The 21,272-nt window shown below is 72.6% G+C and carries 22 protein-coding genes and 1 tRNA gene; 15 read left to right on the forward strand and 8 right to left on the reverse strand.

The genetic code is table 11. The annotated features are described in order from the left end of the window. The first annotated feature begins 228 nt into the window (after nt 1-228). The gene (locus FS825_RS11170) at nt 229-1,161 is read left to right on the forward strand and encodes a 4-(cytidine 5'-diphospho)-2-C-methyl-D-erythritol kinase (RefSeq protein ID WP_144712952.1); all 933 of its coding nucleotides are present in this window, start codon (nt 229-231) and stop codon (nt 1,159-1,161) included. A 30-nt stretch (nt 1,162-1,191) separates the two neighbouring features. Here the strand turns inward: FS825_RS11170 and FS825_RS11175 are convergent, their stop codons facing one another. Then, entirely contained in the window at nt 1,192-2,853 is a 1,662-nt protein-coding gene (locus FS825_RS11175; RefSeq protein WP_186377197.1) for a glycosyltransferase family 39 protein, read from the reverse strand. A 91-nt stretch (nt 2,854-2,944) separates the two neighbouring features. On the opposite strand from FS825_RS11175, the gene FS825_RS11180 reads away from it, so the two are divergent. Genes FS825_RS11180 through FS825_RS11200 form a run of 5 tightly spaced genes read left to right on the forward strand, consistent with a single transcriptional unit; the run spans nt 2,945 to nt 7,336 of the window. Continuing rightward, entirely contained in the window at nt 2,945-3,355 is a 411-nt protein-coding gene (locus tag FS825_RS11180) for a TOBE domain-containing protein (RefSeq protein ID WP_144712956.1), read from the forward strand. Continuing rightward, nucleotides 3,352-4,569: a ThiF family adenylyltransferase gene (locus tag FS825_RS11185; RefSeq protein WP_144712957.1), complete on the forward strand. Its 1,218-nt coding sequence runs from the start codon at nt 3,352-3,354 to the stop codon at nt 4,567-4,569. Before FS825_RS11180 ends, FS825_RS11185 begins: the two co-directional genes overlap by 4 nt. Next, nucleotides 4,566-5,378, forward strand: a complete 813-nt coding sequence (modA, locus tag FS825_RS11190) for a molybdate ABC transporter substrate-binding protein (protein ID WP_144712959.1) — start codon at nt 4,566-4,568, stop codon at nt 5,376-5,378. Before FS825_RS11185 ends, modA begins: the two co-directional genes overlap by 4 nt. A 3-nt stretch (nt 5,379-5,381) precedes the next feature. Then, on the forward strand, nt 5,382-6,278 hold the full coding sequence (locus FS825_RS11195) for an ABC transporter permease (protein WP_144712961.1): 897 nt from the start codon (nt 5,382-5,384) through the stop codon (nt 6,276-6,278). Further along, nucleotides 6,275-7,336, forward strand: coding sequence for an ABC transporter ATP-binding protein (locus FS825_RS11200; protein WP_144712962.1), 1,062 nt, complete (start codon nt 6,275-6,277; stop codon nt 7,334-7,336). The genes FS825_RS11195 and FS825_RS11200 overlap by 4 nt, the downstream gene beginning before the upstream one ends. 3 nt (nt 7,337-7,339) lie before the next feature. Here the strand turns inward: FS825_RS11200 and FS825_RS11205 are convergent, their stop codons facing one another. The 3 genes from FS825_RS11205 to FS825_RS11215 are packed head-to-tail and all read right to left on the reverse strand — an operon-like array spanning nt 7,340 to nt 10,094. After that, complete coding sequence (locus FS825_RS11205; RefSeq protein WP_144712964.1) at nt 7,340-7,579, reverse strand: MoaD/ThiS family protein; 240 nt, start codon at nt 7,577-7,579, stop codon at nt 7,340-7,342. Between the two features lie 2 nt (nt 7,580-7,581). Further along, nucleotides 7,582-8,625 carry a GTP 3',8-cyclase MoaA gene (gene moaA / locus FS825_RS11210; RefSeq protein ID WP_144712966.1) on the reverse strand — a complete coding sequence of 348 codons (1,044 nt, stop codon included), beginning with the start codon at nt 8,623-8,625 and terminating at the stop codon, nt 7,582-7,584. 5 nt (nt 8,626-8,630) lie between these two features. Further along, the gene (locus tag FS825_RS11215; protein WP_144712968.1) at nt 8,631-10,094 is read right to left on the reverse strand and encodes a glycosyltransferase family 87 protein; all 1,464 of its coding nucleotides are present in this window, start codon (nt 10,092-10,094) and stop codon (nt 8,631-8,633) included. A 21-nt stretch (nt 10,095-10,115) separates the two neighbouring features. Here FS825_RS11215 and FS825_RS11220 point away from each other — a divergent pair, with 21 nt between their 5' ends. From FS825_RS11220 to pheA, 4 genes are read left to right on the forward strand one after another with little or no spacing between them, the layout of a single operon-like run. Next, nucleotides 10,116-11,489, forward strand: coding sequence for a molybdopterin-dependent oxidoreductase (locus tag FS825_RS11220; protein ID WP_186377198.1), 1,374 nt, complete (start codon nt 10,116-10,118; stop codon nt 11,487-11,489). Continuing rightward, complete coding sequence (locus FS825_RS11225; RefSeq protein ID WP_144712970.1) at nt 11,486-11,920, forward strand: hypothetical protein; 435 nt, start codon at nt 11,486-11,488, stop codon at nt 11,918-11,920. Before FS825_RS11220 ends, FS825_RS11225 begins: the two co-directional genes overlap by 4 nt. A 28-nt stretch (nt 11,921-11,948) precedes the next feature. Next, nucleotides 11,949-12,506, forward strand: a complete 558-nt coding sequence (locus FS825_RS11230) for a MarR family winged helix-turn-helix transcriptional regulator (RefSeq protein ID WP_144712972.1) — start codon at nt 11,949-11,951, stop codon at nt 12,504-12,506. A gap of 9 nt (nt 12,507-12,515) precedes the next feature. Further along, on the forward strand, nt 12,516-13,463 hold the full coding sequence (pheA, locus tag FS825_RS11235) for a prephenate dehydratase (RefSeq protein ID WP_144712974.1): 948 nt from the start codon (nt 12,516-12,518) through the stop codon (nt 13,461-13,463). A gap of 46 nt (nt 13,464-13,509) precedes the next feature. Here pheA and FS825_RS11240 read toward each other — a convergent pair whose 3' ends face one another. Next, nucleotides 13,510-14,580: a diacylglycerol/lipid kinase family protein gene (locus FS825_RS11240; protein WP_144712976.1), complete on the reverse strand. Its 1,071-nt coding sequence runs from the start codon at nt 14,578-14,580 to the stop codon at nt 13,510-13,512. 53 nt (nt 14,581-14,633) lie between these two features. On the opposite strand from FS825_RS11240, the gene serS reads away from it, so the two are divergent. The 4 genes from serS (at nt 14,634) to FS825_RS11260 (ending at nt 17,501) form a co-directional block, all read left to right on the forward strand. Continuing rightward, nucleotides 14,634-15,902, forward strand: a complete 1,269-nt coding sequence (gene serS / locus FS825_RS11245; RefSeq protein WP_144712977.1) for a serine--tRNA ligase — start codon at nt 14,634-14,636, stop codon at nt 15,900-15,902. Next, complete coding sequence (locus tag FS825_RS11250; protein WP_144712979.1) at nt 15,899-16,753, forward strand: HAD family hydrolase; 855 nt, start codon at nt 15,899-15,901, stop codon at nt 16,751-16,753. Before serS ends, FS825_RS11250 begins: the two co-directional genes overlap by 4 nt. An 89-nt stretch (nt 16,754-16,842) precedes the next feature. After that, nucleotides 16,843-16,927, forward strand: a tRNA-Ser gene (locus FS825_RS11255). Then, complete coding sequence (locus FS825_RS11260; RefSeq protein ID WP_186377199.1) at nt 16,896-17,501, forward strand: GrpB family protein; 606 nt, start codon at nt 16,896-16,898, stop codon at nt 17,499-17,501. The genes FS825_RS11255 and FS825_RS11260 overlap by 32 nt, the downstream gene beginning before the upstream one ends. On the opposite strand, the gene FS825_RS11265 is transcribed toward FS825_RS11260, so the two are convergent. Further along, the gene (locus tag FS825_RS11265) at nt 17,502-18,197 is read right to left on the reverse strand and encodes an SDR family oxidoreductase (protein WP_144712981.1); all 696 of its coding nucleotides are present in this window, start codon (nt 18,195-18,197) and stop codon (nt 17,502-17,504) included. It lies immediately after the preceding gene. An 85-nt stretch (nt 18,198-18,282) separates the two neighbouring features. On the opposite strand from FS825_RS11265, the gene FS825_RS11270 reads away from it, so the two are divergent. After that, nucleotides 18,283-18,744 carry a winged helix-turn-helix transcriptional regulator gene (locus tag FS825_RS11270; RefSeq protein WP_144712983.1) on the forward strand — a complete coding sequence of 154 codons (462 nt, stop codon included), beginning with the start codon at nt 18,283-18,285 and terminating at the stop codon, nt 18,742-18,744. A 65-nt stretch (nt 18,745-18,809) separates the two neighbouring features. Here FS825_RS11270 and FS825_RS11275 read toward each other — a convergent pair whose 3' ends face one another. Both FS825_RS11275 and FS825_RS11280 read right to left on the reverse strand, forming a co-directional pair. Then, nucleotides 18,810-19,823: a LacI family DNA-binding transcriptional regulator gene (locus FS825_RS11275; protein WP_260981135.1), complete on the reverse strand. Its 1,014-nt coding sequence runs from the start codon at nt 19,821-19,823 to the stop codon at nt 18,810-18,812. A 70-nt stretch (nt 19,824-19,893) separates the two neighbouring features. Further along, nucleotides 19,894-21,129 carry a Gfo/Idh/MocA family protein gene (locus FS825_RS11280; RefSeq protein WP_395886052.1) on the reverse strand — a complete coding sequence of 412 codons (1,236 nt, stop codon included), beginning with the start codon at nt 21,127-21,129 and terminating at the stop codon, nt 19,894-19,896. Nucleotides 21,130-21,272: the final 143 nt, after the last annotated feature.

Raw genomic sequence — 21,272 nt, forward strand, 5'->3', positions numbered from 1 at the left:
GGCGCGGGGTGCGGGCTGGCCGCGGGCGGGCGCGGGCTGCCTTGCGGAATCGGGCGTACCTGGTGGAATCGGGCGTACCCGGTCGGAACGTTCGACCAGGTACGCCCGATTCCACTTTCCATCGCGGCCGTTGGGGGAAGGATCGGGCGCGGGCGTTGTGGGAAGGACCGGGCGCTGCGCGACGGGCATGCGCCGCGCCTCCATGCCCGGCCGGGATAGGTTGGGCACATGACCACGCTGGCCGCACCGACCCGCGTGCGGACGCGCGCCCCCGGCAAGATCAACGTGTACCTGTCGGTCGGGGCGCTGCAGGACGACGGCTACCACGACGTCGCGACGGCGTACCAGGCGGTCTCGCTGTACGAGGACGTGTCGGCGGAGCCCGCGGACGACTTCTCCGTCGCCTTCACCGGGCCGATCGACACGACCGGGGTGCCGGTGGACGAGTCGAACCTCGCGATCCGGGCGGCCCGTCTCGTGGCGGATGCGGCCGGGTACCGCGGCGGGGTCCGACTGACGATCGACAAGCAGGTGCCGGTCGCCGGCGGGATGGGCGGGGGATCGGCCGATGCCGCCGCGACGCTCCTCGCCGTGGACACCCTCTGGGGGACCGCCCTCGGGCGTGAGGAACTCCTGCGTCTGGCGGCGCAGCTGGGTGCCGACGTGCCGTTCGCGTTCGCCGGTGGAACAGCCGTCGGGACCGGCCGCGGGGACGAGCTCAGCCCGGCCCTGGCCAAGGGGGAGTTCCACTGGGTGCTGGCCCTGAGCGACGAGGGGCTCTCCACCCCGGCGGTGTACCGGGCGCTCGACGAGCACCGTGAGCGCTACCGTGCGGACATCGCACCCGCGCCGACGACCCCGGTGGTCGAGGCGAACGTGCTGCAGGCGCTCCGTGCCGGCGACCCGGACCTGCTCGCGGACTGCCTCCACAACGACCTGCAGGCGCCGGCGATGCGACTCCAGCCGGCACTCGCGACGACGCTCGAGATCGGCGAGAAGGCCGGAGCGCTCGCCGGGCTCGTGTCGGGGAGCGGGCCGACGGTCGCGTTCCTCGTGGCCGACCGGGACACCGCGCTCGAGGTGCAGGTGGAGCTCAGCGCCGCGGGCCTGGTCGCTGTGCGGGCGGCCGGTCCGGTGCACGGCGCGCGCGTGGTGCACTAGTCGCCGCACGAGCGGCAGGGTGCCCGGTCGTCAGCGGCGGACGTACTCCGTGATGACGACCGTTCCCGTCTTCCAGTGCTGTTCGGCGCGGAAGCCGTTCGCGGCCAGGATCGACGCGGTCTCCGGCTCGATGTTGCGGGCCTTCACGGTGCCGCCGACGAACCACACGGTGTCGACGTCGTCGAGGCGGCTCGGGATCGTGGTGGCGAGGTCGCCGGTCTGGTTCCAGAGGACACCGCTGTCCGCGCCGACCTTGCGGACGCCGAGGTCGGTCATCCCGGCGAACGCGTCCGGGTAGGCCACGCGGATGATGTCCGCGGTGGTGCCCGGATGGCCGTAGACGCTGCCGAAGACGACGCCCTCGTCGGCGTCGGCACGGTTCGTGCTCCGTTCGGCGGCGATGATCGAGGCGGCACGGGCCCAGGTCGAGTCCTGCTTCGCGAGTGGCTGCTTCACCGCGACCGCGGTCGGGACCGACAGCACGAGCACGGCGGCGACCGCGGCGGCGAAGAGGGCCTTCGGACGGACGAGCGTGAGCGCGAGCGCGATGAGCAGCGCCACGAACGGCAGGCTCAGCGTCGCGTACTTCGGGGAGTACAGGTGCTTGCCCATCGCGGTGGCGAGCACCAGCGCGGCGGTCGGGATGACCACGAGCGGGACCGCGACGCGGACCGCCTGGGCACGGACGAGGGAGCGGACGGTCGCCGAGCGTCGGTGCGCCTCGACCAGGGCGCTGGCGACGCCGACGAGCATGAGCGCCCACGCGCCGGCCGCGTACGCGTCCACGCCACCGAACCACGCGGTCGCGAACACCTGGGCGCCGGTGCGCGTGCCGATGCCCGCGATCCACGCGACCTGCTTCGACTGCGACGCGATCTCGACGACCACCGGGGACGCGAGCACGGCGGCGATCCCCGCGGCGATCGCCCAGCGGAGCAGGGCGCCTCCCGTGACGAGCGGGGTGCCCGGTGCGCGCCCGTCCCGGGACAGCGTCGCGCGCCGGAGCTCGGCGCGCCGGAGCACCATCGTCCAGAGCAGCGTCACGGCGTGTGCGACGACGGCCAGCGAGAGGTAGACGTTGAACGTCACGGCGACGAGGGCGAGCGCACCGTAGGCGACCCACCAGTTCAGGCTCCGGCCGGTCCGGGTCCGGCGGACGGCGGTGAGTCCGACGAGCGTGAGGCACGCGGCGAGGGTGGTGATGGTCGCGTAGGGGCGCCCCTCGGACCCGGCCCACTGCACGCGGGGCAGGGCGAGGAACACGAGACCGGCGGTGATGCCGAGCCGTCGGCCGCCGAGTCGTCGACCGAGGGCCACCAGGAGGCCTGCGGCGACGCCGACGGCCAGGGCGCTCGGGAAGCGGAGGGTGAACGGCGTGTACCCGACGAGCCAGAACCACACGTGCATGAGCGAGTAGTACAGGCCGTGCACGGCGTCGACGGTGTGCAGCTCCGCCCACAGCTGTGCCCACGTGCGCTGGGCGCTCGTGACGGTCGCGGCCTCGTCGTACCAGAGCGAAGGCACCCACGCGAACGCGGCGGAGACGAGGACGCCGAGCGCGCCGATCGTGAGTTCGGGTGTGCGGACGACCGACGTCCCGATGCTCGACGCGACCCCGCGGAGCCGCGAACGGACCGGTGCGAGCCCCGCCGAGCGGGGGACGCTGATGGTGCCGGTCCGGGGTGCTGTCACGCTGGTGACGGTAGCCGGGGCGGCTGAGCAGGTGCCCGGCGCCTCGACTGGCGAGACTGAGAGTTCCGCATACCGGTATGGTGCGAACACCATGACGAAGCTCCGCATCCGCGACGCCGCTCGGTACCTTGGCGTGAGCGACGACACCGTCCGGCGGATGGTCGACGGTGGGACGTTCACGCGGTCCACCGACGCCGCCGGCCGCACCGTGCTCGACGGGCGCGAGCTCGCGGCCCACATCCGCGGTCGCGGCGCACAGCTCGACGACCCGTCCGGCACGCGCAGCTCGGCGCGGAACCGGTTCGTCGGGATCGTCACCGACCTGGTGGTCGACGGCGTGATGGCTCAGGTCGAACTGCAGAGCGGACCACACCGGGTGGTGTCGCTCATGAGCGCCGAGGCCGTGCGCGACCTCGGGCTCGAGGTCGGCGCCGTCGCGGTCGCGTCCGTGAAGGCCACGATGGTGTCGGTCGAGGTCCCCGCCGAAGCGGCCGACGCATGAGCGACGACCGCCGCCGGCTCCTCTCCCGCACCGCGGCCCTCGAGGGCGCCGGCGACCGCGCCGTGCGGGCCCTCGCCGACGCCACCGTCCTGGTCGTCGGAGCCGGGGGACTCGGGGCGCCCGTCCTCACGTACCTCGCCGGACTGGGGCTCCGCCGGGTCACGATCGTGGACCACGACGTCGTCGACACGTCCAACCTCGCCCGGCAGACGCTCTTCGCGGCGCAGGACGTCGGGCGACCGAAGGCCGAGTGCGCGGCCGAACGGGTCCGGGGCGTCGACCCCGAGCTCGAGGTGGTGGCACTCGCCGAGCGCTTCCGTCCGGAGCAGGTCGCGGGGCACGACGTCGTGGTCGACGCCGCCGACAGCGTCGAGGTCACCCGCGCGATCTCGGACGCCTGCTCCCGCGCCGGCGTGCCGTTCGTCTGGGGGACCGTGCTCGGGCTCGACGGCCAGGTCTCGGTGTTCCACGACGCCGGCCCGGACCCGATCGACTTCCACGACCTCCACCCCGAGGCGCTGCCCGACGAAGGGTCCTGCGCGCTCGACGGGGTCCTCCCCGCGCTGTGCGGTGCGATCGGGTCGGTGATGGCGGCGCAGGTGTCGGCGTTGGTCGCGGGGATCGGGGAGCCCTTGCTCGGCCGGGTCCTCACGGTCGACGCCCGGCGGTGGCGTTGGACGGAGAGTCCGCTCCGGCGCGGTCCGGGGTCCCGTCGTCCGGCGGCGCTGGTGGACGACGCGCCGCCCCGGATCGCTCCGGCGGCGCTGGCCGAGCGGCTGCGACGCGACGCCGGCGACCCCGACGCGGACGGGATCCCCGACGAGGACGGGATCCCCGACGCGGACGGGATCCCCGACGACGACGCGCCTGGCCCCGGCACCACCCGCACCGGCCACACTGGCCGCGTCGTCCTGGTCGACGTCCGGACGCCGGACGAGCTCGCCACGGGCGTCATCCCGGGCAGCATCCGCCCCGAGGACCTGGAACCGTCCGACCCAGACCCAGACCCCGACCCCGACCCCGACCCCGACCCTGACCCCGACCCCGACCCCGCGACGCTCGTCGTCGTCTGCGCGAGCGGCATCCGCGCCACCGCGTGGGCCCGCACTGCACGCGCCGCCGGCACCGACGCCGTCGTGCTCGACGGCGGCATCCAGGCCTGGCTCGGCGAAGGACGCCCACTGACCGCACTTGCGGATACGATCAGGGAATGACGACGCATCTGCGGAAGACCTCACTCCTGATCGCCGCCGCTGCGCTGGTCACCGTCGGGCTGGCCGGCTGTGCCTCCGGAACCAGCACCGGGGGCACCACCACCGCTGCGAGCGACTCCGCGAGCTCCGGCCCCACGGGCTCCATCACGGTCTTCGCTGCAGCGTCCCTCCAGCAGACCTTCACGACGCTCGGCAAGCGCTACGAGGACGCCCACCCCGGCACCACGATCACCTTCTCGTTCGCCGGCTCGAGCGACCTCGTGACGCAGATCCAGAACGGGGCGCCCGCGGACGTGTTCGCCTCCGCCGACGAGGCCAACATGACCAAGCTCGTCGGCACGGACGTCGCTTCCGGCTCGCCGCACGACTTCGCCACGAACGTGCTCGAGATCGCCGTGGCCCCCGGCAACCCGAAGAAGATCGGCGACCTGGACGACCTGACCTCGTCCGACGTGCAGCTCGTGACCTGCGCGACCCCGGTGCCGTGCGGTGCCGCGACCGCGAAGGTCGAGCAGGCCACGGGTGTCGACCTGCACCCGGTGAGCGAGGAGCAGTCCGTCACGGACGTCCTCGGCAAGGTCGAGTCGGGCCAGGCGGACGCCGGGCTCGTGTACGTCACGGACGTCGCCGGTGCCGACGGCAAGGTCGACGGCGTGCACTTCGACGCCGCGAGCAAGGCGGTCAACACCTACCCGATCAGCGTGCTCAAGGAGGCCGAGAACCCGGACCTGGCGAAGGCCTTCACGGCGTACGTCCGGTCGGCGGCCGGTCAGAAGGTCCTCTCGGCCGCGGGCTTCGGCGCCCCCTGACGCATGGCGAGCAGCGCGAGGCCGGCGGACGCCGCGACGACGACCCAGGCCCAGGCCCAGGCCCGAGCCCAGGCCCCGGCCCCGGCGCCGGCCCAGGCCCGGACCCGGACCACCACGGTCCGGACCCCGGTCCCGTGGTGGCTCCCGGTCCCCGCTGTGCTCGGCGGCCTCTTCGTCGTGGTGCCGGTCGTCGCGATGGTCGGCCGCGTCGACTGGGGTTCGTTCGGCGCCCTCGTCACCTCGCCCGCGTCGCTGACCGCACTCGGCCTGAGCCTCGGCACCGCGGCGGCCGCGACGGGCATCGCGTTCGTCCTCGGGTACCCGCTCGCCGTCCTGTTCGCCCGGTCGACGTCCCGGTGGGTCGGGGTCGCCCGCGCCCTCGTGCTCCTGCCCCTCGTCCTGCCCCCGGTCGTCGGCGGACTGGCGCTCCTCGCCGCGTTCGGTCGGCTCGGGGTGCTCGGGGCGTTCCTGGACGACCACGGGCTCCGCATCGCGTTCACCACGACGGCGGTCGTCATCGCGCAGACCTTCGTCGCGATGCCGTTCCTGGTGTCCTCGATCGAGGGGGCGCTCCGGGTCGGCGGCGACCGGTTCGAACGGGTCGCCGCGACCCTCGGTGCCGGCCCCACCCGGACGTTCCTGACGGTCACGACACCCCGTGTCCTGCCGGGTATCCTCTCCGGACTGGTGCTCTGCTTCGCCCGGGCGCTCGGCGAGTTCGGTGCGACCCTGACGTTCGCGGGCAGCCTGCAGGGCGTCACGCGGACGCTCCCGCTCGAGATCTACCTGCAGCGCGAGATCGACCCGGACACCGCCGTCGCGCTCGCGCTGGTGCTCGTGGTCGTCGCGCTGGTCGTCATCGGAGCCGCCACGGTCCGCTCCCGGGTGGTCCTCGCGTGAGCGCCGGACTGCGGGCACACGTCGTCGTGCCGGCGCGCGGCGTGGACGTCCGCCTCGACGTCGGTGCCGACGAGTGCGTCGCCCTCGTCGGTCCGAACGGCGCCGGGAAGTCGACCGTCGTCGAGTCGCTCGCCGGCCTGCTCCGGGTCGCGTCCGGCGAGGTCGTCCTCGGTGGCCGCGTCCTCACGGGCGTCCCGGCGCACCGTCGCGGGGTCGGCCTGGTCGCGCAGCGTCCGGACCTCTTCCCGCACCTGTCCGTCGCCCGCAACGTCGCCTACGGTCCGCGCGCCTCCGGTCTCGGCGGACTGGAGGCACGGCGCCGGTCCGCCGCGGCACTCGCCGCCGTCGGCGTGGCCGGTCTCGCCGACCGGGCGCCGGGTTCGCTCTCCGGCGGCCAGGCCCAGCGCGTCGCCGTCGCCCGGGCACTCGCCACCGAGCCCGCGCTGCTGCTCCTCGACGAGCCCACCTCGGCCCTCGACGTCGACGCCCGCGCCGAGGTCCGGGCGGCACTGCGGACCGCCCGCACCGGGCGACCGACGCTGCTCGTGACGCACGACCCCCTCGAGGCCGTCACCCTCGCCGACCGCATCGTCGTGCTCGAGGACGGCCGGGTCGTCGAACAGGGCCCCACCGCGGACGTGCTCGGTCGTCCGACGAGTGCGTTCGCGGCGTCGTTCTCCGGGCTGACGCTCGTGGGCGGGACCGGCACCGGGCAGGGGATCGCACTCGACGGCGGTGGCGAGCTGGCGTCGACGACGCGCGCCGCGCCTCCAGTCCGGCCCGACGCGGTACCGGCACCCGGCCGGCGCGCGCTCGCGGTCTACCACCCGACCGTCGCCGTCGTGACCCGGGACGGTGCCGGGCCGGAACGCGTCCTCGATGCCCTCGAACCGCGGGACGGGCTCGTCCGTGTGCGCGCCGGCGAGCTCGTGGCGGACCTCACCGTCGCGGTGGCTGCCGGTCTCGCCCTCGTCCCCGGCGAGCGCGTCCGCATCGCGGTGCCGCCCGACGAGGTGACCGTCTACGAACCCGCGGCCGGACCCGAAGCGCCCCGCTGAGGGTCAGCCGCCGGCGAAGGGCGGCATGACGTCGACGACGGCCACGTCGACGAGGGAGGTCGTCCGGTCCCGGGTGGTCACGCCGTCGACGAGGTACGAGCACCGCTCCTGCAGGGCGGACCAGCGCGCGGGGTCGACCGCGTCCACCTGGCCGAGGACGTCGTCGAGGTCCGCGCCGGACAGTCGGACCTCGTCCACGCCGACCGCGGCCCGTGCCGCCGCGAAGAACCGCACCGTCGTCACCGTCAGCCGCCGATCGCGCTCATGCCGCGCGTGGGGTGCACGAGGTCGTCGCTGTCGTCGCCGTGGTCACGCGGCTTCGCCCACATGGCGCGTCGCCAGAGCTCCGCGACCTCGTCGTCGGTCGCACCGGCGCGCATCGGTCCGAGCACGTCGGTCTCGTCGTCCGAGAACAGGCAGCTCCGCACGTGGCCGTCCGCGGTCAGGCGGGTACGGGTGCAGTCCGCGCAGAACGACTCGGTGATGCTCGCGATGATGCCGATCGTGCCGAGTTCCGGACCGACGCCCCCGTCGGTCGTGCGGGCGAGCACCCGGAACCGTTCGGCCGGGGCGCCGTCGCGAGGCGCGTCGTCCGGGACGAGGCCGAAGGACTCCGAGAGCATCGCACGGGTCTCCGCCGCGGTGATCATCGACGTCCGGTCCCAGGCGTGGTCGGGGTCCAGCGGCATCTGCTCGATGAACCGCAGCTCGTAGCCGCGGTCGAGGCACCAGCGCATCAGGTCGGGGGCGAGCGCGTCGTTCACGCCGCGGAGCAGCACGGCGTTCACCTTGATCGCGAGACCGACGTCGTGGGCGGCCGACAGCCCGGCGATGACCTTGTCCAGGAACGGCCGCCGGGTCACCTCGGTGAAGACGTCGGGGTCGACGGTGTCGAGCGACACGTTCACCCGTCGGAGCCCGGCGTCCCACAGTGCCCGGGCGCGGTGCGCGAGGCCGATCGCGTTCGTGGTGAGCGACAGCTCCGGGGCGTCCGGCAGTGCGGCGCAGCGGGCGATGACGTCGACGAGGTCGTGGCGGAGCATCGGCTCGCCGCCCGTGAAGCGGACCTTCCGGACGCCGAACCGCTCGGTGCCGAGCCGGACGAGGCGTTCGATCTCGGACGCGGTCATCAGGGCGTCGTCCGGCGCGAACGGCAGCCCGGCCGCGGGCATGCAGTACGTGCAGCGGAGGTTGCAGCGCTCGGTCAGGGACACCCGGAGGTCGACCGCGCGCCGTCCGAACCGGTCGACGAGGCCGCCGGTGGAGCCGAGCAGGGTCGCGGGTGCCATGGGCGTCAGCGTACGTCGTCCGCGCGCCGAGCACCCGTCGGCGCAGCCGCGGCGAGCCCGCGACGGCTGTCGGTGCGCCGGAACACCAGGCGGTTGCCCCAGCGCTCCCAGTCCGATCGGCGGGTGCGGACGAGCGTCACGGCGACGATCACGACGACCGCGATCGCGAGCCACCACCGGTAGGCGTCGACCGAGGGCCAGACGCCGCGCAGGGCGATCGCGAGCCCGATCGACAGCCACTCCCACCGGCCGGAGAGCACCACGAACGGGATGAGGAGCAGGGCGTACCAGGGGTAGCGCGGGCTCACGGCGAGGAACGTCACGCCGATGAGGAGCACCTCGCCGGACCACGGTCGGGACGGGTCGGACAGCCGCCACGCCGCGTACGCCGCCGCCAGGACCAAGAGCCCGACGACGACCGTCGCCGCGTCGCCCCGGAACACGAGCGAGACGAGGGCGAACCGGGATCCGTCCTCGTACCCCTCCTCGGACAGGTACCCCGGCAGGTACCCGAGGACCTCGGTCCCCGTCGAGAGCACGTACGGCACGTAGAGCAGACCGAAGACCGCGATGCCGACCGGGATCGCCCACCAGTTCCGCCACCGACCGAGCAGCGGCGGGTAGACGATCGCGGGGATGAGCTTCGTCGCAGTGGCCGCGCCGAGGGCGATCCCGCCCCACACCGGCCGACCGAACACCACCAGCACGGCACCGGCGGTCGCGAGCGCGGCACCGAGGGCGTCCACGTGCGAGTTCGTCACCGCCTCGGACGCGACGAGGGGCGACCACGCCCAGAGCGCCGCCCACCACGTCGGACGGCCGACCCGGCGGAGGACCACGACCAGGCCCACCGTGACACCGAGCGAGACGAGCAGCCCGGCGACCTGGAACGGTATGTACTGCGCGGACGCCGGCACGAACGCCCGGACGGCCGCAAACCAGAGCTGTGCCATCGGCGGGTAGATCGTCGTCACGTCGGGACGGTTGATCGCGGTGCAGTGCCCGTCGGCCCCGTCACCGAGCCCGCGGTACCGGGGGAGCAGGTTCTTGCAGGTGCCGTCGACCTTGTCCGGGAACAGCCACTCCGGACGCAGACCGGACAGTGCGGTCGACTGCGGCGTGTGCGCGTACGGCGACACCCCGGCGTGCTGCACGATGCCGTCCCAGGCGTAGCGAGCAGAGTCGGTGCTGGTGTTCGGCGGCCCGACGATCGCCGCGAGACCGACCAGCACGGCCCCGCCGACCACGATCCGGGTCGTCCACCTGGCGGGGACGTACCGCAGCGCCAGCACCGCTCCGGCGAAGACCGCCCAAGCGATCAGGGTCCACGCAACGAATGAGGAACGATGACCGGATCGGAGGAAGCCCAGATGCGTGACGCCGAAGGCGATGACGCCCGCGAGGGCCAGCACACCGACCACGGCCAGCACGGTCGGCAGGAGTCGGCCGGGGCGAAGTCGTTCTCTCATCGTGGACCGAGGCTATCCGGCGTGCGGCACCTCCTGCTCGACGCCCGCGCGGCGATGGCCTCGCCGAACCGGAACGCGCGCTCGGCGGTCGTCCTCGGGCGGTTGCTCGGCATCGCGTTCCTGGTCTGCTTCGGCACCGGGCTCTACAGCCACTTCCTGCAGGACCCGCTGCCCGGGATGCGGTTCGCCACCCGCCCCGCGCAGCTCTACCAGTTCACGCAGGGCCTGCACATCACGACGGGGATCGCGATCATCCCGCTGCTGCTCGCGAAGCTCAACACGGTGATGCCGGCACTCGTGCAGACCCCGCCCGTCCGGGGCGTGCTGCACCTGCTCGAGCGGGTCTCGATCGCCGTGTTCGTGTCGGCGGCGCTCGTGCAGGTCGCGACCGGCCTCGTGAACACGTACCAGTGGTACCCGTGGCCGTTCCCGTTCCGGCAGGTGCACTACGCGCTGGCCTACGTGCTGATCGGGTCGCTCGTGCTGCACATCGGGACGAAGCTGCCGATCATCACGCGGTACTGGCGGAAGCGGGACGCGTACGACGAGCACGGACGCTTCGTCGCGGACCCGACGGTGGGCAGCGAGCTGCTGGCGCCGGCGGTGGACGGCCGGGAGGCGCGGCGCGGCCCCGACCCGTCGGCTGCGGCCCCGCAGGTGGCCGCGTCCTACCCCCGCGGGATCACGGGCAGAGTCCTCCGTTGGGTCGACGGCGTTCCCGCCGCACTCGCGCAGGCCGACGCGCACGACGTCAGCCGCGCCTCCCGACAGTCCGCCGTCAGCACCGGCCGACGTGAGCGCGTCGCACGACGGGGGTTCTTCGCCGGTGTCGCCGCGGCGACCGTCGGGGTCGTCGTCCTGACCGCCGGCCAGTCGAACAAGCTCGCCGAACCCTTCAACGTGTTCGGCGCACGACAGCGACACCGTGGGCCGAACGACCTGCCGGTGAACCGCACCGCCCGCGCGGCCGGTGTCCTCGCCACCGCGACCGCCGCGGACTGGACCCTCACGGTCGTCGGACACGACGTCAGCCGCACGTTCTCGCGCGCCGAGCTCGTCGCGCTCGGGACCACCGAGGTCGACCTCCCGATCTCGTGCGTCGAGGGCTGGAGCCAGATGGGCACCTGGCGGGGCGTGCAGATGCAGGACCTCCTCGACGCGGTGCAGGCACCCGCCGGATCGCACATCCGGGTGACGAGCCTGGAGCGCCACGGCGGCTACCGGATCATGGACATGGGGCCGGAGTTCGCCGAGGACCCGACGACGCTCGTCGCGCTCGAGCTGAACGGCGCGACGCTCGACCTCGACCACGGGTTCCCGGCGCGGATCATCGCCCCGGGTCGGCCGGGCGTGCTGCAGACGAAGTGGATCGAGAAGATCGAGGTGATCCGATGAGGGCCGCACGCATCGTGCTCGTCGTGCTCGGCGTCCTGGTCATCGCGTTCGGCGCGTACGTCATGGTGACGACCGTGCGGCCGAACCGGATCTGGGGCCTCGCGACCTGGTTGATCGGGGCGGTGATCCTGCACGACGCGATCCTGTCGCCGTTCGTCGTCGTGGTCGGGATGCTCCTCCGGCGGACCGGCCGGGCGATCCGGACGTGGGCGCTCGTCGTCGCGCAGGCGGCGGTGGTGCTCGGGACGGTCCTCGCGCTCGTGGTGCTGCCGGAGATCGCGGCGAAGGTGCACGGGCAGAAGAACCCGACCGTGCTGCCGTTCGACTACGGGGCCCGGCTGCTCGTCGTCGAGGGCGTCCTGCTGCTCGTCGTCGTGGTCGTCCTGCTCGTCGGGACCCGTCGTCGGCGGACTGCCGCGTCTACTGGTTGAACCGACAACCATTCGGTAGACTGCGCACATGACCGACGAGACCCCGTGGCTCACGCGCGAGCAGCTGCGTGCCTGGATGAAGCTCGTCGCGGTCATGGAACTCCTGCCGGCCGCCCTCGACCAGCAACTGCAGCGCGACGCCGACCTCACGCACTTCGACTACATGGTGATCGCGATGCTCTCCGAGACGGACTCGCGGACCCTCCGGATGTCCGCGCTCGCATCGGCCACGAACGCGTCGCTGCCCCGGCTGTCGCACGTCGTCTCACGGCTCGAGAAGCGCGGGCTCGTCTCCCGGTGCCCGTCCACCGACGACCGCCGGGCGACCGACGTCCGCCTCACCGACGCCGGGTACGCCACCATCGTCGACGCCGCCCCCGACCACGTGCGGACCGCCCGGCGCATGGTGATCGACGCGCTCACGGACGAGCAGGTCGGCCAGCTCGACGGGATCGCCGCCGCGCTGCTCCAGCGGCTCGATCCGGAGGGCCGGTTCGCCGCGCCCTCGTACCCGCGCGACGACGACGCGGAGGCGATCTGCGAGGCCCGGCTGACCGGGCAGGAGCAGGCCGCGCCGCTGCAATAGGCTCGCGGCATGAGTGAGCCCGCCGCGCCGTCCGACACGTACTCCTACCTCGGACCCGCTGGCACCTTCACCGAGGCGGCCCTCAAGCTCGTCGACGCGGCCGCCGGGAAGCCCTGGCGGAGCGTGAACAACGTGGGCGAGGCGCTCGACGACGTCATGAGCGGCCGGTCCGTCGGTGCCGTCATCGCGATCGAGAACAGCGTCGACGGCGGGGTCAGCGCGACGCAGGACGCCCTCGCCCGGATCCCCGGCGTTCGGATCGTGGGGGAGTACCTCGTCCCCGTCGAGTTCGTGCTCGTCGCCCGACCCGGCACCGCCCTCGCCGACGTCCGCACGGTGAACGCCCACCCGGTGGCGTACGCCCAGACCCACACGTGGCTCGAGGCGAACGTCCGCGGTCACGGGCACATCCCGGCGTCCTCGAACGTGGCCGCCGCGGCCGCCCTGCTCGACGAGCACCCCACCGCCGACGCCGCGGTCGCGCCCCCGGGGATCACCGACCACTACGCCCTCGAGGTGCTCGCATCGTCCATCGGGGACAACGCCTCGGCCGTCACCCGGTTCGTGCTCGTGTCGAAGACCCTCGCGCTGCCGGAGCCGACCGGGGCGGACAAGACCAGCGTCATCGTCGAGCTGCCCGCCGACCACCCCGGCGCCCTCGTGGACATGCTCGAGCAGTTCGCGACGCGGGGGATCAACATGGGGCTGCTGTCCTCGCGGCCGATCGGCGACGAGCTCGGGCGGTACCGGTTCGTCATCGACCTCGACGGACACGTGCGGGACGAGCGCGTGGCGGACGCGCTGCTCGGCCTCCGGCGGTTCAGCCCGCGCGTGACGTTCCTCGGGTCGTACCCGCGGGCCGACGGGGTGCGGCCCGAGGTGCCCGCGCGCTACTCGGACACCGCGTTCGTCGAGGCGCGCGAGTGGCTCCGGGCGATCGTGTCCGGCGGGCGCTGACGCGCGGGCTCCGCTGCGGTCGTGCGGGGGCGCGGGCGCGCCCGCGCTACCGCTTGCGGCCGCGCCCGGTGTGCGGCTCGACCGCGGGGATCCGCACGTCCAGCGACCCGGGATCGATCTTCGCGCGGAACGCGACGATCTCGCCCACCGGGTCCCCGTCGATCTCGAACTCGTCCGGCTTCTCGAGGCGCAGCGTGAACTCCTCGCCACGCATGTACCGCAGCGGGCGCTCCTGCTTCGCCGCCGTGGTGATCCGCCGCCCGATGAGCGTGTCCGACAACGTCGACCGGCGGAACCACCGCAGGATCGCGTTCTCCCAGAACACCCGCGCGCCGATCCGCACCCAGCCGAAGAACCCGCGCGGCCGCATCACGACGATGTCGAACACGCCGTCGTCGATCTCGGCGTCCGGCAGGAGCATGGCGTTGGCCTGCAGCATGCCGCAGTTGCCGACGATGACCGAGTGTGCGCGCACCGACCCGTTCCGCGCGGACTCGTCGAGCCGGTAGCGGAACTCGAAGCCGTCGGTGTCCCGCACGGAACGGAACAGGGAGTCGAGGTAGGCGAGCCACCCGACGCGCTTCTTCAGCTCGGGGCGCGTGTTCGCGAGCATCCGGGCGTCGAGCCCGAGACCGGCCATCACCAGGAAGCCGAACTTGTCGCGGGAGCCGTCGGGCCGTTCGACCCCGAGCAGGCCGAAGTCGATCGACCGGTCGTGCCCGGCGAAGATCGCCTTCGCCATCCCGCCGAGGTCGTCGAGCGGCAGCTTCATGTTCCGCGCGAGCAGGTTGCCGGTGCCGCTCGGCAGCAGCGCGAGCGAGGCGTCCGACCCGTGCACCACCTCGGCGACGGCTCGGACGGTCCCGTCCCCGCCGGCGGCAGCGACGACGTCGGCACCGGCTTCGAGCGCGGCACGTGCCTGGCCGCCGCCCGGATCCTCCTCCGAGGTCTCGAACCAGAGGGTCTCGGCCCAGCCGGCTTCCTGCTGGTGTTTCTCGACGGTGCGCTTGAGGGTGGGCAGGTGGACCTTGACCGGGTTGTAGACCACGGCCGCCGTCCGCTGCTCGGTCGAGAGGGCGTCCTGGTCCGCGGGCGCGGTCTCCGAAGGGGTCGACATGCTCCAACGGTACCGATCGGTCGCTGCCAGTGGGGTCCCTTTAGGATGGTGCGGTGATCGATCCCCAGCTGCTGCGTGACAACCCGGACGTCATCAAGGCCTCGCAGGAAGCGCGCGGCGCGTCCGTCGCCGTCGTCGACGAGGCCGTCACCGCGGACGCGGCCAGGCGGAGCGCGATCACCTCGTTCGAGTCCCTCCGCGCCGAGCAGAACGCCTTCGGCAAGACCGTCGCGAAGGCCCCGAAGGACGAGAAGGCCGCCCTCGTGCAGCAGGCGCAGGCCCTCGCCGCGCAGGTGAAGGAAGCCCAGGCCGCGGTCACCGCCGCCGAGGACACCTTCAACACCGTCGTCCGCGCGATCCCGAACGTCGTCCTGCCCGACGTGCCGAAGGGCGGCGAGGACGACTTCGTCACGCTCCGCACCGTCGGCACCAAGCCGGAGTTCGACTTCGAGCCGAAGGACCACGCCGACCTCGGTGAGCACCTCGGCATCATCGACATCCCCCGCGGCGTGAAGGTATCCGGGTCGCGGTTCTACTTCCTCCGCGGCCTCGGCGCCCGGCTCGAGATCGCCCTCATGTCGCTCGGCCTCGACCGGGCCATCGCCGCCGGGTTCGAGCCGCTCATCACCCCGACGCTCGTGCGCCCCGAGACCATGGCCGGCACCGGGTTCCTCGGCGAGCACGCGGCCGAGGTGTACCGGCTCGAAGCCGACGACCTCTACCTGACCGGCACGAGCGAGGTCGCCCTCGCCGGGTTCCACGCCGACGAGATCCTGCCGCTCGACGAGTCGTCGGACGCCTTCCGCTACGCCGGCTGGTCGACCTGCTACCGGCGCGAAGCCGGGTCGGCGGGCAAGGACAACCGCGGGATCCTCCGCGTGCACCAGTTCAACAAGCTCGAGATGTTCGCCTACGTGCACCCGGACCAGGCCGAGGCCGAGCACGAGAAGCTCGTCGGGTACCAGGAGCAGATGCTGCAGGACCTCGGGCTGCACTACCGCGTGATCGACGTCGCCGGCGGGGACCTCGGCACGAGCGCCGCCCGCAAGTTCGACATCGAGGCGTGGGTGCCGACGCAGGGGACCTTCCGCGAGCTCACGTCGACGTCGAACTGCACGACGTTCCAGGCTCGCCGCCTCGACATCCGCTACCGCTCCGAGAGCGGGAAGACCGCACCGGTCGCCACCCTCAACGGCACGCTCGCGACGACCCGCTGGATCGTCGCGATCCTCGAGACGCACCAGCAGGCCGACGGGTCGGTCGTCGTGCCGGAGGTCCTCCGTCCGTACCTCGGTGGCGTCGAGGTGATCGAACCCCGATGAGCGCCCAGGGGCGGTTCGTCGACGGTGGCTCGGGTTCCGGGAGCTCCATGCGGACCAAGCGCTGGCTCGTCGCGCTCGACATCGACGGCACCACGATGCGCGAGGACGGCGTCGTCACCGAGCCGGTGATCGCCGCCCTCCGCGAGGTCGAGGCCGCCGGGCACGAGGTCATGCTCTCCACCGGCCGCAGCGAGGGCATGACGGTGCCCCTGCTCGACACCCTCGGCATCGAGCCGAAGTACATCGTCTGCGCGAACGGCGCACTGACCCTCGCCCGCCGGCCCGACGGCTCCTACGAGCGTGCCCACGTGGAGCGCTTCGACCCGACCGAGGTGCTGCAGACCATCCACTGCGCGCTCGAGAACGCCGCGTTCGGGGTCGAGGACGAGACCGGCCACTTCCTGCTCTCCGGCAACTTCCCGGACGACACCATGACGGTCGCGGGGGAGCACGTGCCGTTCGAGCGGCTGCTCGGCGTCGAGGCCACCCGTGTCGTCGTGATCTCGCCCGGCCACGACACCGAGGACTTCCTGCAGATCGTCGAGCAGATGGGTCTGCACAAGGTGTCCTACTCGGTCGGCTGGACCTCGTGGCTCGACATCGCACCCTTCGGTGTCACCAAGGCCACCGCGATGGAACGCGTGCGCGAGTGGCTCGACATCCCGCGCTCCCGGGTCTTCGCCGCCGGCGACGGTCGGAACGACATCGACATGCTGCGGTGGGCGTCGACGTCCGGCCGCGGGGTCGTCATGGGGCAGGCGCCGGAAGACGTCATCGAAGCGGGCAACGAGCTCACCGGCGGCGTGGCCGACGACGGCCTCGCGGCGGCACTCGACTCCCTGCCGCGCTGACGCGGGGCCGGTCCGGCGCGCTGCGCGGACGGGAGGCGCGGGTAGACTCCTCGGGACGCGGTCACGTCTCGCCACGTGGTCGCGTCGCTGGAGGGTTGTCCGAGTGGCCGATGGAGCCTGTCTTGAAAACAGGTGGGCAGAGATGTCTCGTGGGTTCGAATCCCACACCCTCCGCACTGGAGCGATCGTGATCGAGGTCGTCGAGTACCAGGCGTCGTGGCCCGAACGGTTCGCCGAGCTCCGCGATGCGTACTCCGCCGCGCTCGACGCCGCCGGACTCCCGCACCGCGTCGAGCACGTCGGCAGCACGGCCGTGCCGGGTCTCGCCGCCAAGCCTGTGATCGACGTCGACGTCGTGGTGGCACCCGAGGACGTCCCCACCGCCGTGGCCGCGCTCGCGGCGATCGGCTTCGAGCCGCGGGGCGACCTCGGTGTCCCGGGCCGCGAGGCCTTCCGGACGCCCGACCGCTTCGCCCCGAGCAACACGTACGTCGTCGCCGAAGGGTCGCTCGCACTCCGGAACCACCTCGGCGTCCGCGATGCCCTGCGCGCGGACGACGCCCTGCGCGACGAGTACGCCGAGGTGAAGCGCCGAGCAGCCGGTGCCGCGACGGGCATCGACGACTACCTGGAGCGGAAGAGCGCGGTCCTCGACCGGGTCCTGCGCGCGGCGGGGCTGACGGACGCCGAACGCGCCTCGATCGCGGGCACCACGCGTGCGATCACCGAGCGCGGCGCCCGCGGTTGATCAGGCGGACGCCAACGCCGGGTACAGCGCCTCCAGCGGCGCGCTCAGCCCCGCACGGACGTCCCGGCTGATCTGGTCGGCCAGCACCTCGTGCTCCCCGGCCTCGACCGCGTCCCAGATCGCCCGGACGATGTCCGCCGGGTCGGCCTTCTCGACGTCGAGGTCCGCCGTCATCCCGGTGTCGGTGTACCCGAGGTGTGCACCGACGACCTGCGTGCCCTGCGGTGCGAGCTCGAGGCGGAGGGAGTTCGTCAGCGACCAGAACGCCGCCTTGGACGCGGAGTACCCGCCGCCGAACGCGATCCAGCTCAGCACGGAGTGCACGTCGACGAGCGCCCCGCCGCCGAGCAGCGGAGCGAACGACTTCGCGACCCGGAGCGCACCGAACACGTTGGTCGCGAAGACCCGCTCGACGTCCTCGACCGAGGTCTCGAGCAGCGGTGCAGCCCCACCGATGCCGGCGTTGTTCACGACGATGGTGGTGTCGGCGGCGGCCCGGGCTGCGGCGTCGACGCTCTCCTGGCTGGTCACGTCGAGGGCGAGCGGCACGACGCGCTCGTCGTCCCAGGTGCGCGGGGTGCGTGCGGTCGCGTAGACCTTGGCGGCGCCGCGGTCGAGTGCCTGCTGCACGAACTCGGCACCGAGGCCGCCGTTCGCTCCGGTGACGAGGACGATCGCGTTGGTGAGGGTGGTCATGAGGACTCCGATCGGGAGAGAACTAGGTACGAAAACCGAACCTAGCACGTTGTGTCTGCATTCCGAACCCAAGTAGGATGAACGGATGCTCGGCATCCTCGGCGGCGACGAGCGCTGCCCCATCGCACGGTCCCTCGACGTCCTCGGTGAGAAGTGGACGCTCATGATCGTCCGCGACGCACTCGCCGGCTCGACGCGCTTCAGCCAGTTCCAGCAGAGCCTCGGCATCCCGCGCGAGGTCCTCACCGCACGCCTCGGCTCCCTCGTCGAAGGCGGTGTGCTCGAGCGGAACGCCTACAAGCCGGAGGGCGGGCGGGTCCGCGACGAGTACGTCCTCACGGCGGCGGGACGCGACCTCTCGCTCGTGCTCCTGGCGCTCGGAGGCTGGGCGGACCGGCACCGGCCGTCGGAGCTGACGTCGGACCTCCGGTTCGTCGACGCCGAGACCGGCGAAGCGGTGGAGGCAGCAGCGCTGACGCACGACACCCACGAGCGGGTGCCGCTGGCGCGGCTCAGCGCGGTGTCGGAGCGTGCGTCCGTCGCGTGAGGCGATGACGGACGGGAGGCGCGGGTCGGCCCCGCACCGCGCCTCCCGTCCGCCAGGCGGGTGCGTCAGCGACGCACGTCGCACCCGCAACTCGCCCCGAGCACCAGGCCGGCGGGAACGAGGTCGCGGTGCCACTGGTTGTCGGCGTCGAGGCCCAGGACCCGGTCGACCGCGGCGACCGCCATGGTCTCGATCGGCTGCCGGACGGTGGTGAGCTGCGGGTTCGTGTAGTCCGCCTCGGCCGCGCCGTCGAACGACACGATCGCGACGTCGTCCGGCGCCCGCAGCCCGAGCTCCCACAGTGCCCGCAGGACCCCGACCGCCTGCATGTCGGAGCTGACGAAGACGGCTCGCGGTCCGGATCCGTCGCCGAACATCCGGAGACCGGCCTCGTAGCCGCCGCGACGGGTGAAGTCGCAGCGCACGATCGGGCCGTCGGGCATCCCGGCGTCGCGGAGTGCGCGCATCCAACCCTGCTCGCGGAGTTCCATCGAGCCGCTGTGGCCCATCACCAGGCCGATCGACGAGTACCCGTGCTCGACGAGGTGCCTGGTGCCGTCGTAGGCGCCACGGAGCGCGTCGACACCGATGCTCGCGTACTCGGGGACCGCGAAGAAGGTGTTGAGCAGGACCATCGGGATGCCCGGGTCGGTGACGGTCGACAGGTCCGGCTGGGTCATGATGCTCGTCATGATGATGCCGTCCACCTGCCGGGCGGAGAGGCTCCGGAGGCGTTCGCGCTCCTGGGGGGCGTTGCCGTCGCTGTTCGCGAGGAGGACGTCGTACCCGCGCGCGGCGGCGGCGTGGGTCACGGCGACCGCGAGCTCCGACCAGAACGGGTTGTCGAGCTCCGGGACGATGAGGCCGAGCATCTTGGACGACCCGGTCCGGAGGGCCTGGGCGCTCGCGTTCGGCCGGTACCCGAGGACCCGGATGGCGTCGCGGACCCGCGCGGCCGTCTCGGCCGCGACGGGCCGGGGCCCGTCGTGCACGACGTAGCTGACGACGGACGTGCTGACGCCCGCGTACCGGGCGACGTCCGCGCGGGTGACCGCCCTCGGGGTCGTCGGGACGGTCACGGACACCTCCTGCATCGAGTTCGGGTGCCCGTCCCTGTGGACGGGCACCCGAACGGTGGTCGATGCGATCCTAGACGGCAGCCGTCGCGCTCCCGTCCGACGCCGCGTTCGCCGGAGCGGGGGCGTCGCCGAAGTCCGGGACGTCGAGCCGGGCCCCGCCCTGCAGCGCCGACTGGTGGGCGATGATGCCAGGCAGCGTGAAGCGTGCGGCGGTCCAGGCGTTGACCGGCGGCAGGGTCCGGTCGACGACGGCACGCACGAAGTCGTCGGCGAGGAACTGGTGGCTGCCCTCGTGCCCGGTCGGGACGCCGGCGTACTCCTCGGGCAGGCGCGAGGTGTCGTGCACGGCGGCGTACCCGGACACGAACGCGTCGCGGAGCGAAGGATCGACGTCGGCCAGGCGCGGGTCGTCGAGCGACATCGTCGCCTGCGTGTCGATCTGGTCGCTGATGTCGTACGAGTCCTCCTTGTCCTGCCAGACGCTGACCTTCGCGAGCTGTTCGAAGCTCGCCTCGGTACCGAAGTAGCGGAACCGGGACTCACGGATGTGCGAGGGGTACCCGACGCGGCGCATCTCGTTGATCCGCATGACACCGCCGTTGTCGAGCTCGAACAGGGCGGTGGCGTTCGAGAAGTCGTTGTCGAACTGGCTGACGTCCTTGTCGAACACCCCGTCGCCGCGGTCGTCCTTGACGCCGATGCAGCTGACCGAGACCGCGTGTCCGGGGATCGCACCGAGGACGCCGCCGACGGAGTGGGTCGGGTAGAGCATGGGCGGGTAGCTCGCCGTCCGCTTCCAGTCGTCGCCGCCGCTGTACTGGTACGCGGCGTAGAAGCCGAGGTCCATGTCGTGGACGTAGTCGCCCTCGGCGTAGAACACGCGGCCGAAGGCGCCCTCGGCGACCTTGGACCGGGCGAACACCGTCGCCGGGTTGTAGTAGCTCGTCTCGCCCATCATGTAGGTGAGTCCGGTCTCGCGGACCGCCTCGATGATGGCCTGGATCTCGTCGACGGAGATCGCCATCGGGACGGCCGAGTAGACGTGCTTGCCCGCGCGGAGGGCCTTGACGACGAGCGGGCCGTGCGTCCAGCGCTGCGTGAAGATCGCGACGGCGTCGACGTCGGAGGCGAGCACGGCGTCGAAGTCCGCGAAGGTGCCGTCCAGGTGCTGCGACTCGACGAGCTCCGACGCGCGGTCGTCGACGAGGTCGGTGACGAACACGCGGTCGACGTCCGGGTGCAGCTTGAACAGCTTGGCGAACTGGGGGGCGAACTGGCCCGCGCCGACCATTCCGACAGAGATCATCAGTGACCTTTCCAGGTGGGGATGCGTCGCCGAGCAGGTCGCTCCGATGCGATCGGGAGTCATCCTGACACGCTTGTCTACTCGTGACAACCCCGTGACGGACCGTAGAAGTGACGTCTTGTGCGGCACGGTCCCCACGTGTA

The sequence above is a fragment of the Curtobacterium pusillum genome (assembly GCF_007680845.1).
Classification (GTDB): domain Bacteria; phylum Actinomycetota; class Actinomycetes; order Actinomycetales; family Microbacteriaceae; genus Curtobacterium; species Curtobacterium pusillum_B.

What these genes read in the sequence shown, in the direction of transcription:
- FS825_RS11170 (WP_144712952.1), top strand. Translation starts at nt 229, where the DNA reads ATGACCACGCTGGCCGCACCGACCCGCGTGCGGACGCGCGCCCCCGGC.
- FS825_RS11180 (WP_144712956.1), top strand. Translation starts at nt 2,945, where the DNA reads ATGACGAAGCTCCGCATCCGCGACGCCGCTCGGTACCTTGGCGTGAGC.
- FS825_RS11185 (WP_144712957.1), top strand. Translation starts at nt 3,352, where the DNA reads ATGAGCGACGACCGCCGCCGGCTCCTCTCCCGCACCGCGGCCCTCGAG.
- modA (WP_144712959.1), top strand. Translation starts at nt 4,566, where the DNA reads ATGACGACGCATCTGCGGAAGACCTCACTCCTGATCGCCGCCGCTGCG.
- FS825_RS11195 (WP_144712961.1), top strand. Translation starts at nt 5,382, where the DNA reads ATGGCGAGCAGCGCGAGGCCGGCGGACGCCGCGACGACGACCCAGGCC.
- moaA (WP_144712966.1), bottom strand. Translation starts at nt 8,625, where the DNA reads ATGGCACCCGCGACCCTGCTCGGCTCCACCGGCGGCCTCGTCGACCGG.
- FS825_RS11215 (WP_144712968.1), bottom strand. Translation starts at nt 10,094, where the DNA reads ATGAGAGAACGACTTCGCCCCGGCCGACTCCTGCCGACCGTGCTGGCC.
- FS825_RS11225 (WP_144712970.1), top strand. Translation starts at nt 11,486, where the DNA reads ATGAGGGCCGCACGCATCGTGCTCGTCGTGCTCGGCGTCCTGGTCATC.
- FS825_RS11230 (WP_144712972.1), top strand. Translation starts at nt 11,949, where the DNA reads ATGACCGACGAGACCCCGTGGCTCACGCGCGAGCAGCTGCGTGCCTGG.
- pheA (WP_144712974.1), top strand. Translation starts at nt 12,516, where the DNA reads ATGAGTGAGCCCGCCGCGCCGTCCGACACGTACTCCTACCTCGGACCC.
- FS825_RS11240 (WP_144712976.1), bottom strand. Translation starts at nt 14,580, where the DNA reads ATGTCGACCCCTTCGGAGACCGCGCCCGCGGACCAGGACGCCCTCTCG.
- FS825_RS11250 (WP_144712979.1), top strand. Translation starts at nt 15,899, where the DNA reads ATGAGCGCCCAGGGGCGGTTCGTCGACGGTGGCTCGGGTTCCGGGAGC.
- FS825_RS11260 (WP_186377199.1), top strand. Translation starts at nt 16,896, where the DNA reads ATGTCTCGTGGGTTCGAATCCCACACCCTCCGCACTGGAGCGATCGTG.
- FS825_RS11265 (WP_144712981.1), bottom strand. Translation starts at nt 18,197, where the DNA reads ATGACCACCCTCACCAACGCGATCGTCCTCGTCACCGGAGCGAACGGC.
- FS825_RS11270 (WP_144712983.1), top strand. Translation starts at nt 18,283, where the DNA reads ATGCTCGGCATCCTCGGCGGCGACGAGCGCTGCCCCATCGCACGGTCC.
- FS825_RS11280 (WP_395886052.1), bottom strand. Translation starts at nt 21,129, where the DNA reads ATGATCTCTGTCGGAATGGTCGGCGCGGGCCAGTTCGCCCCCCAGTTC.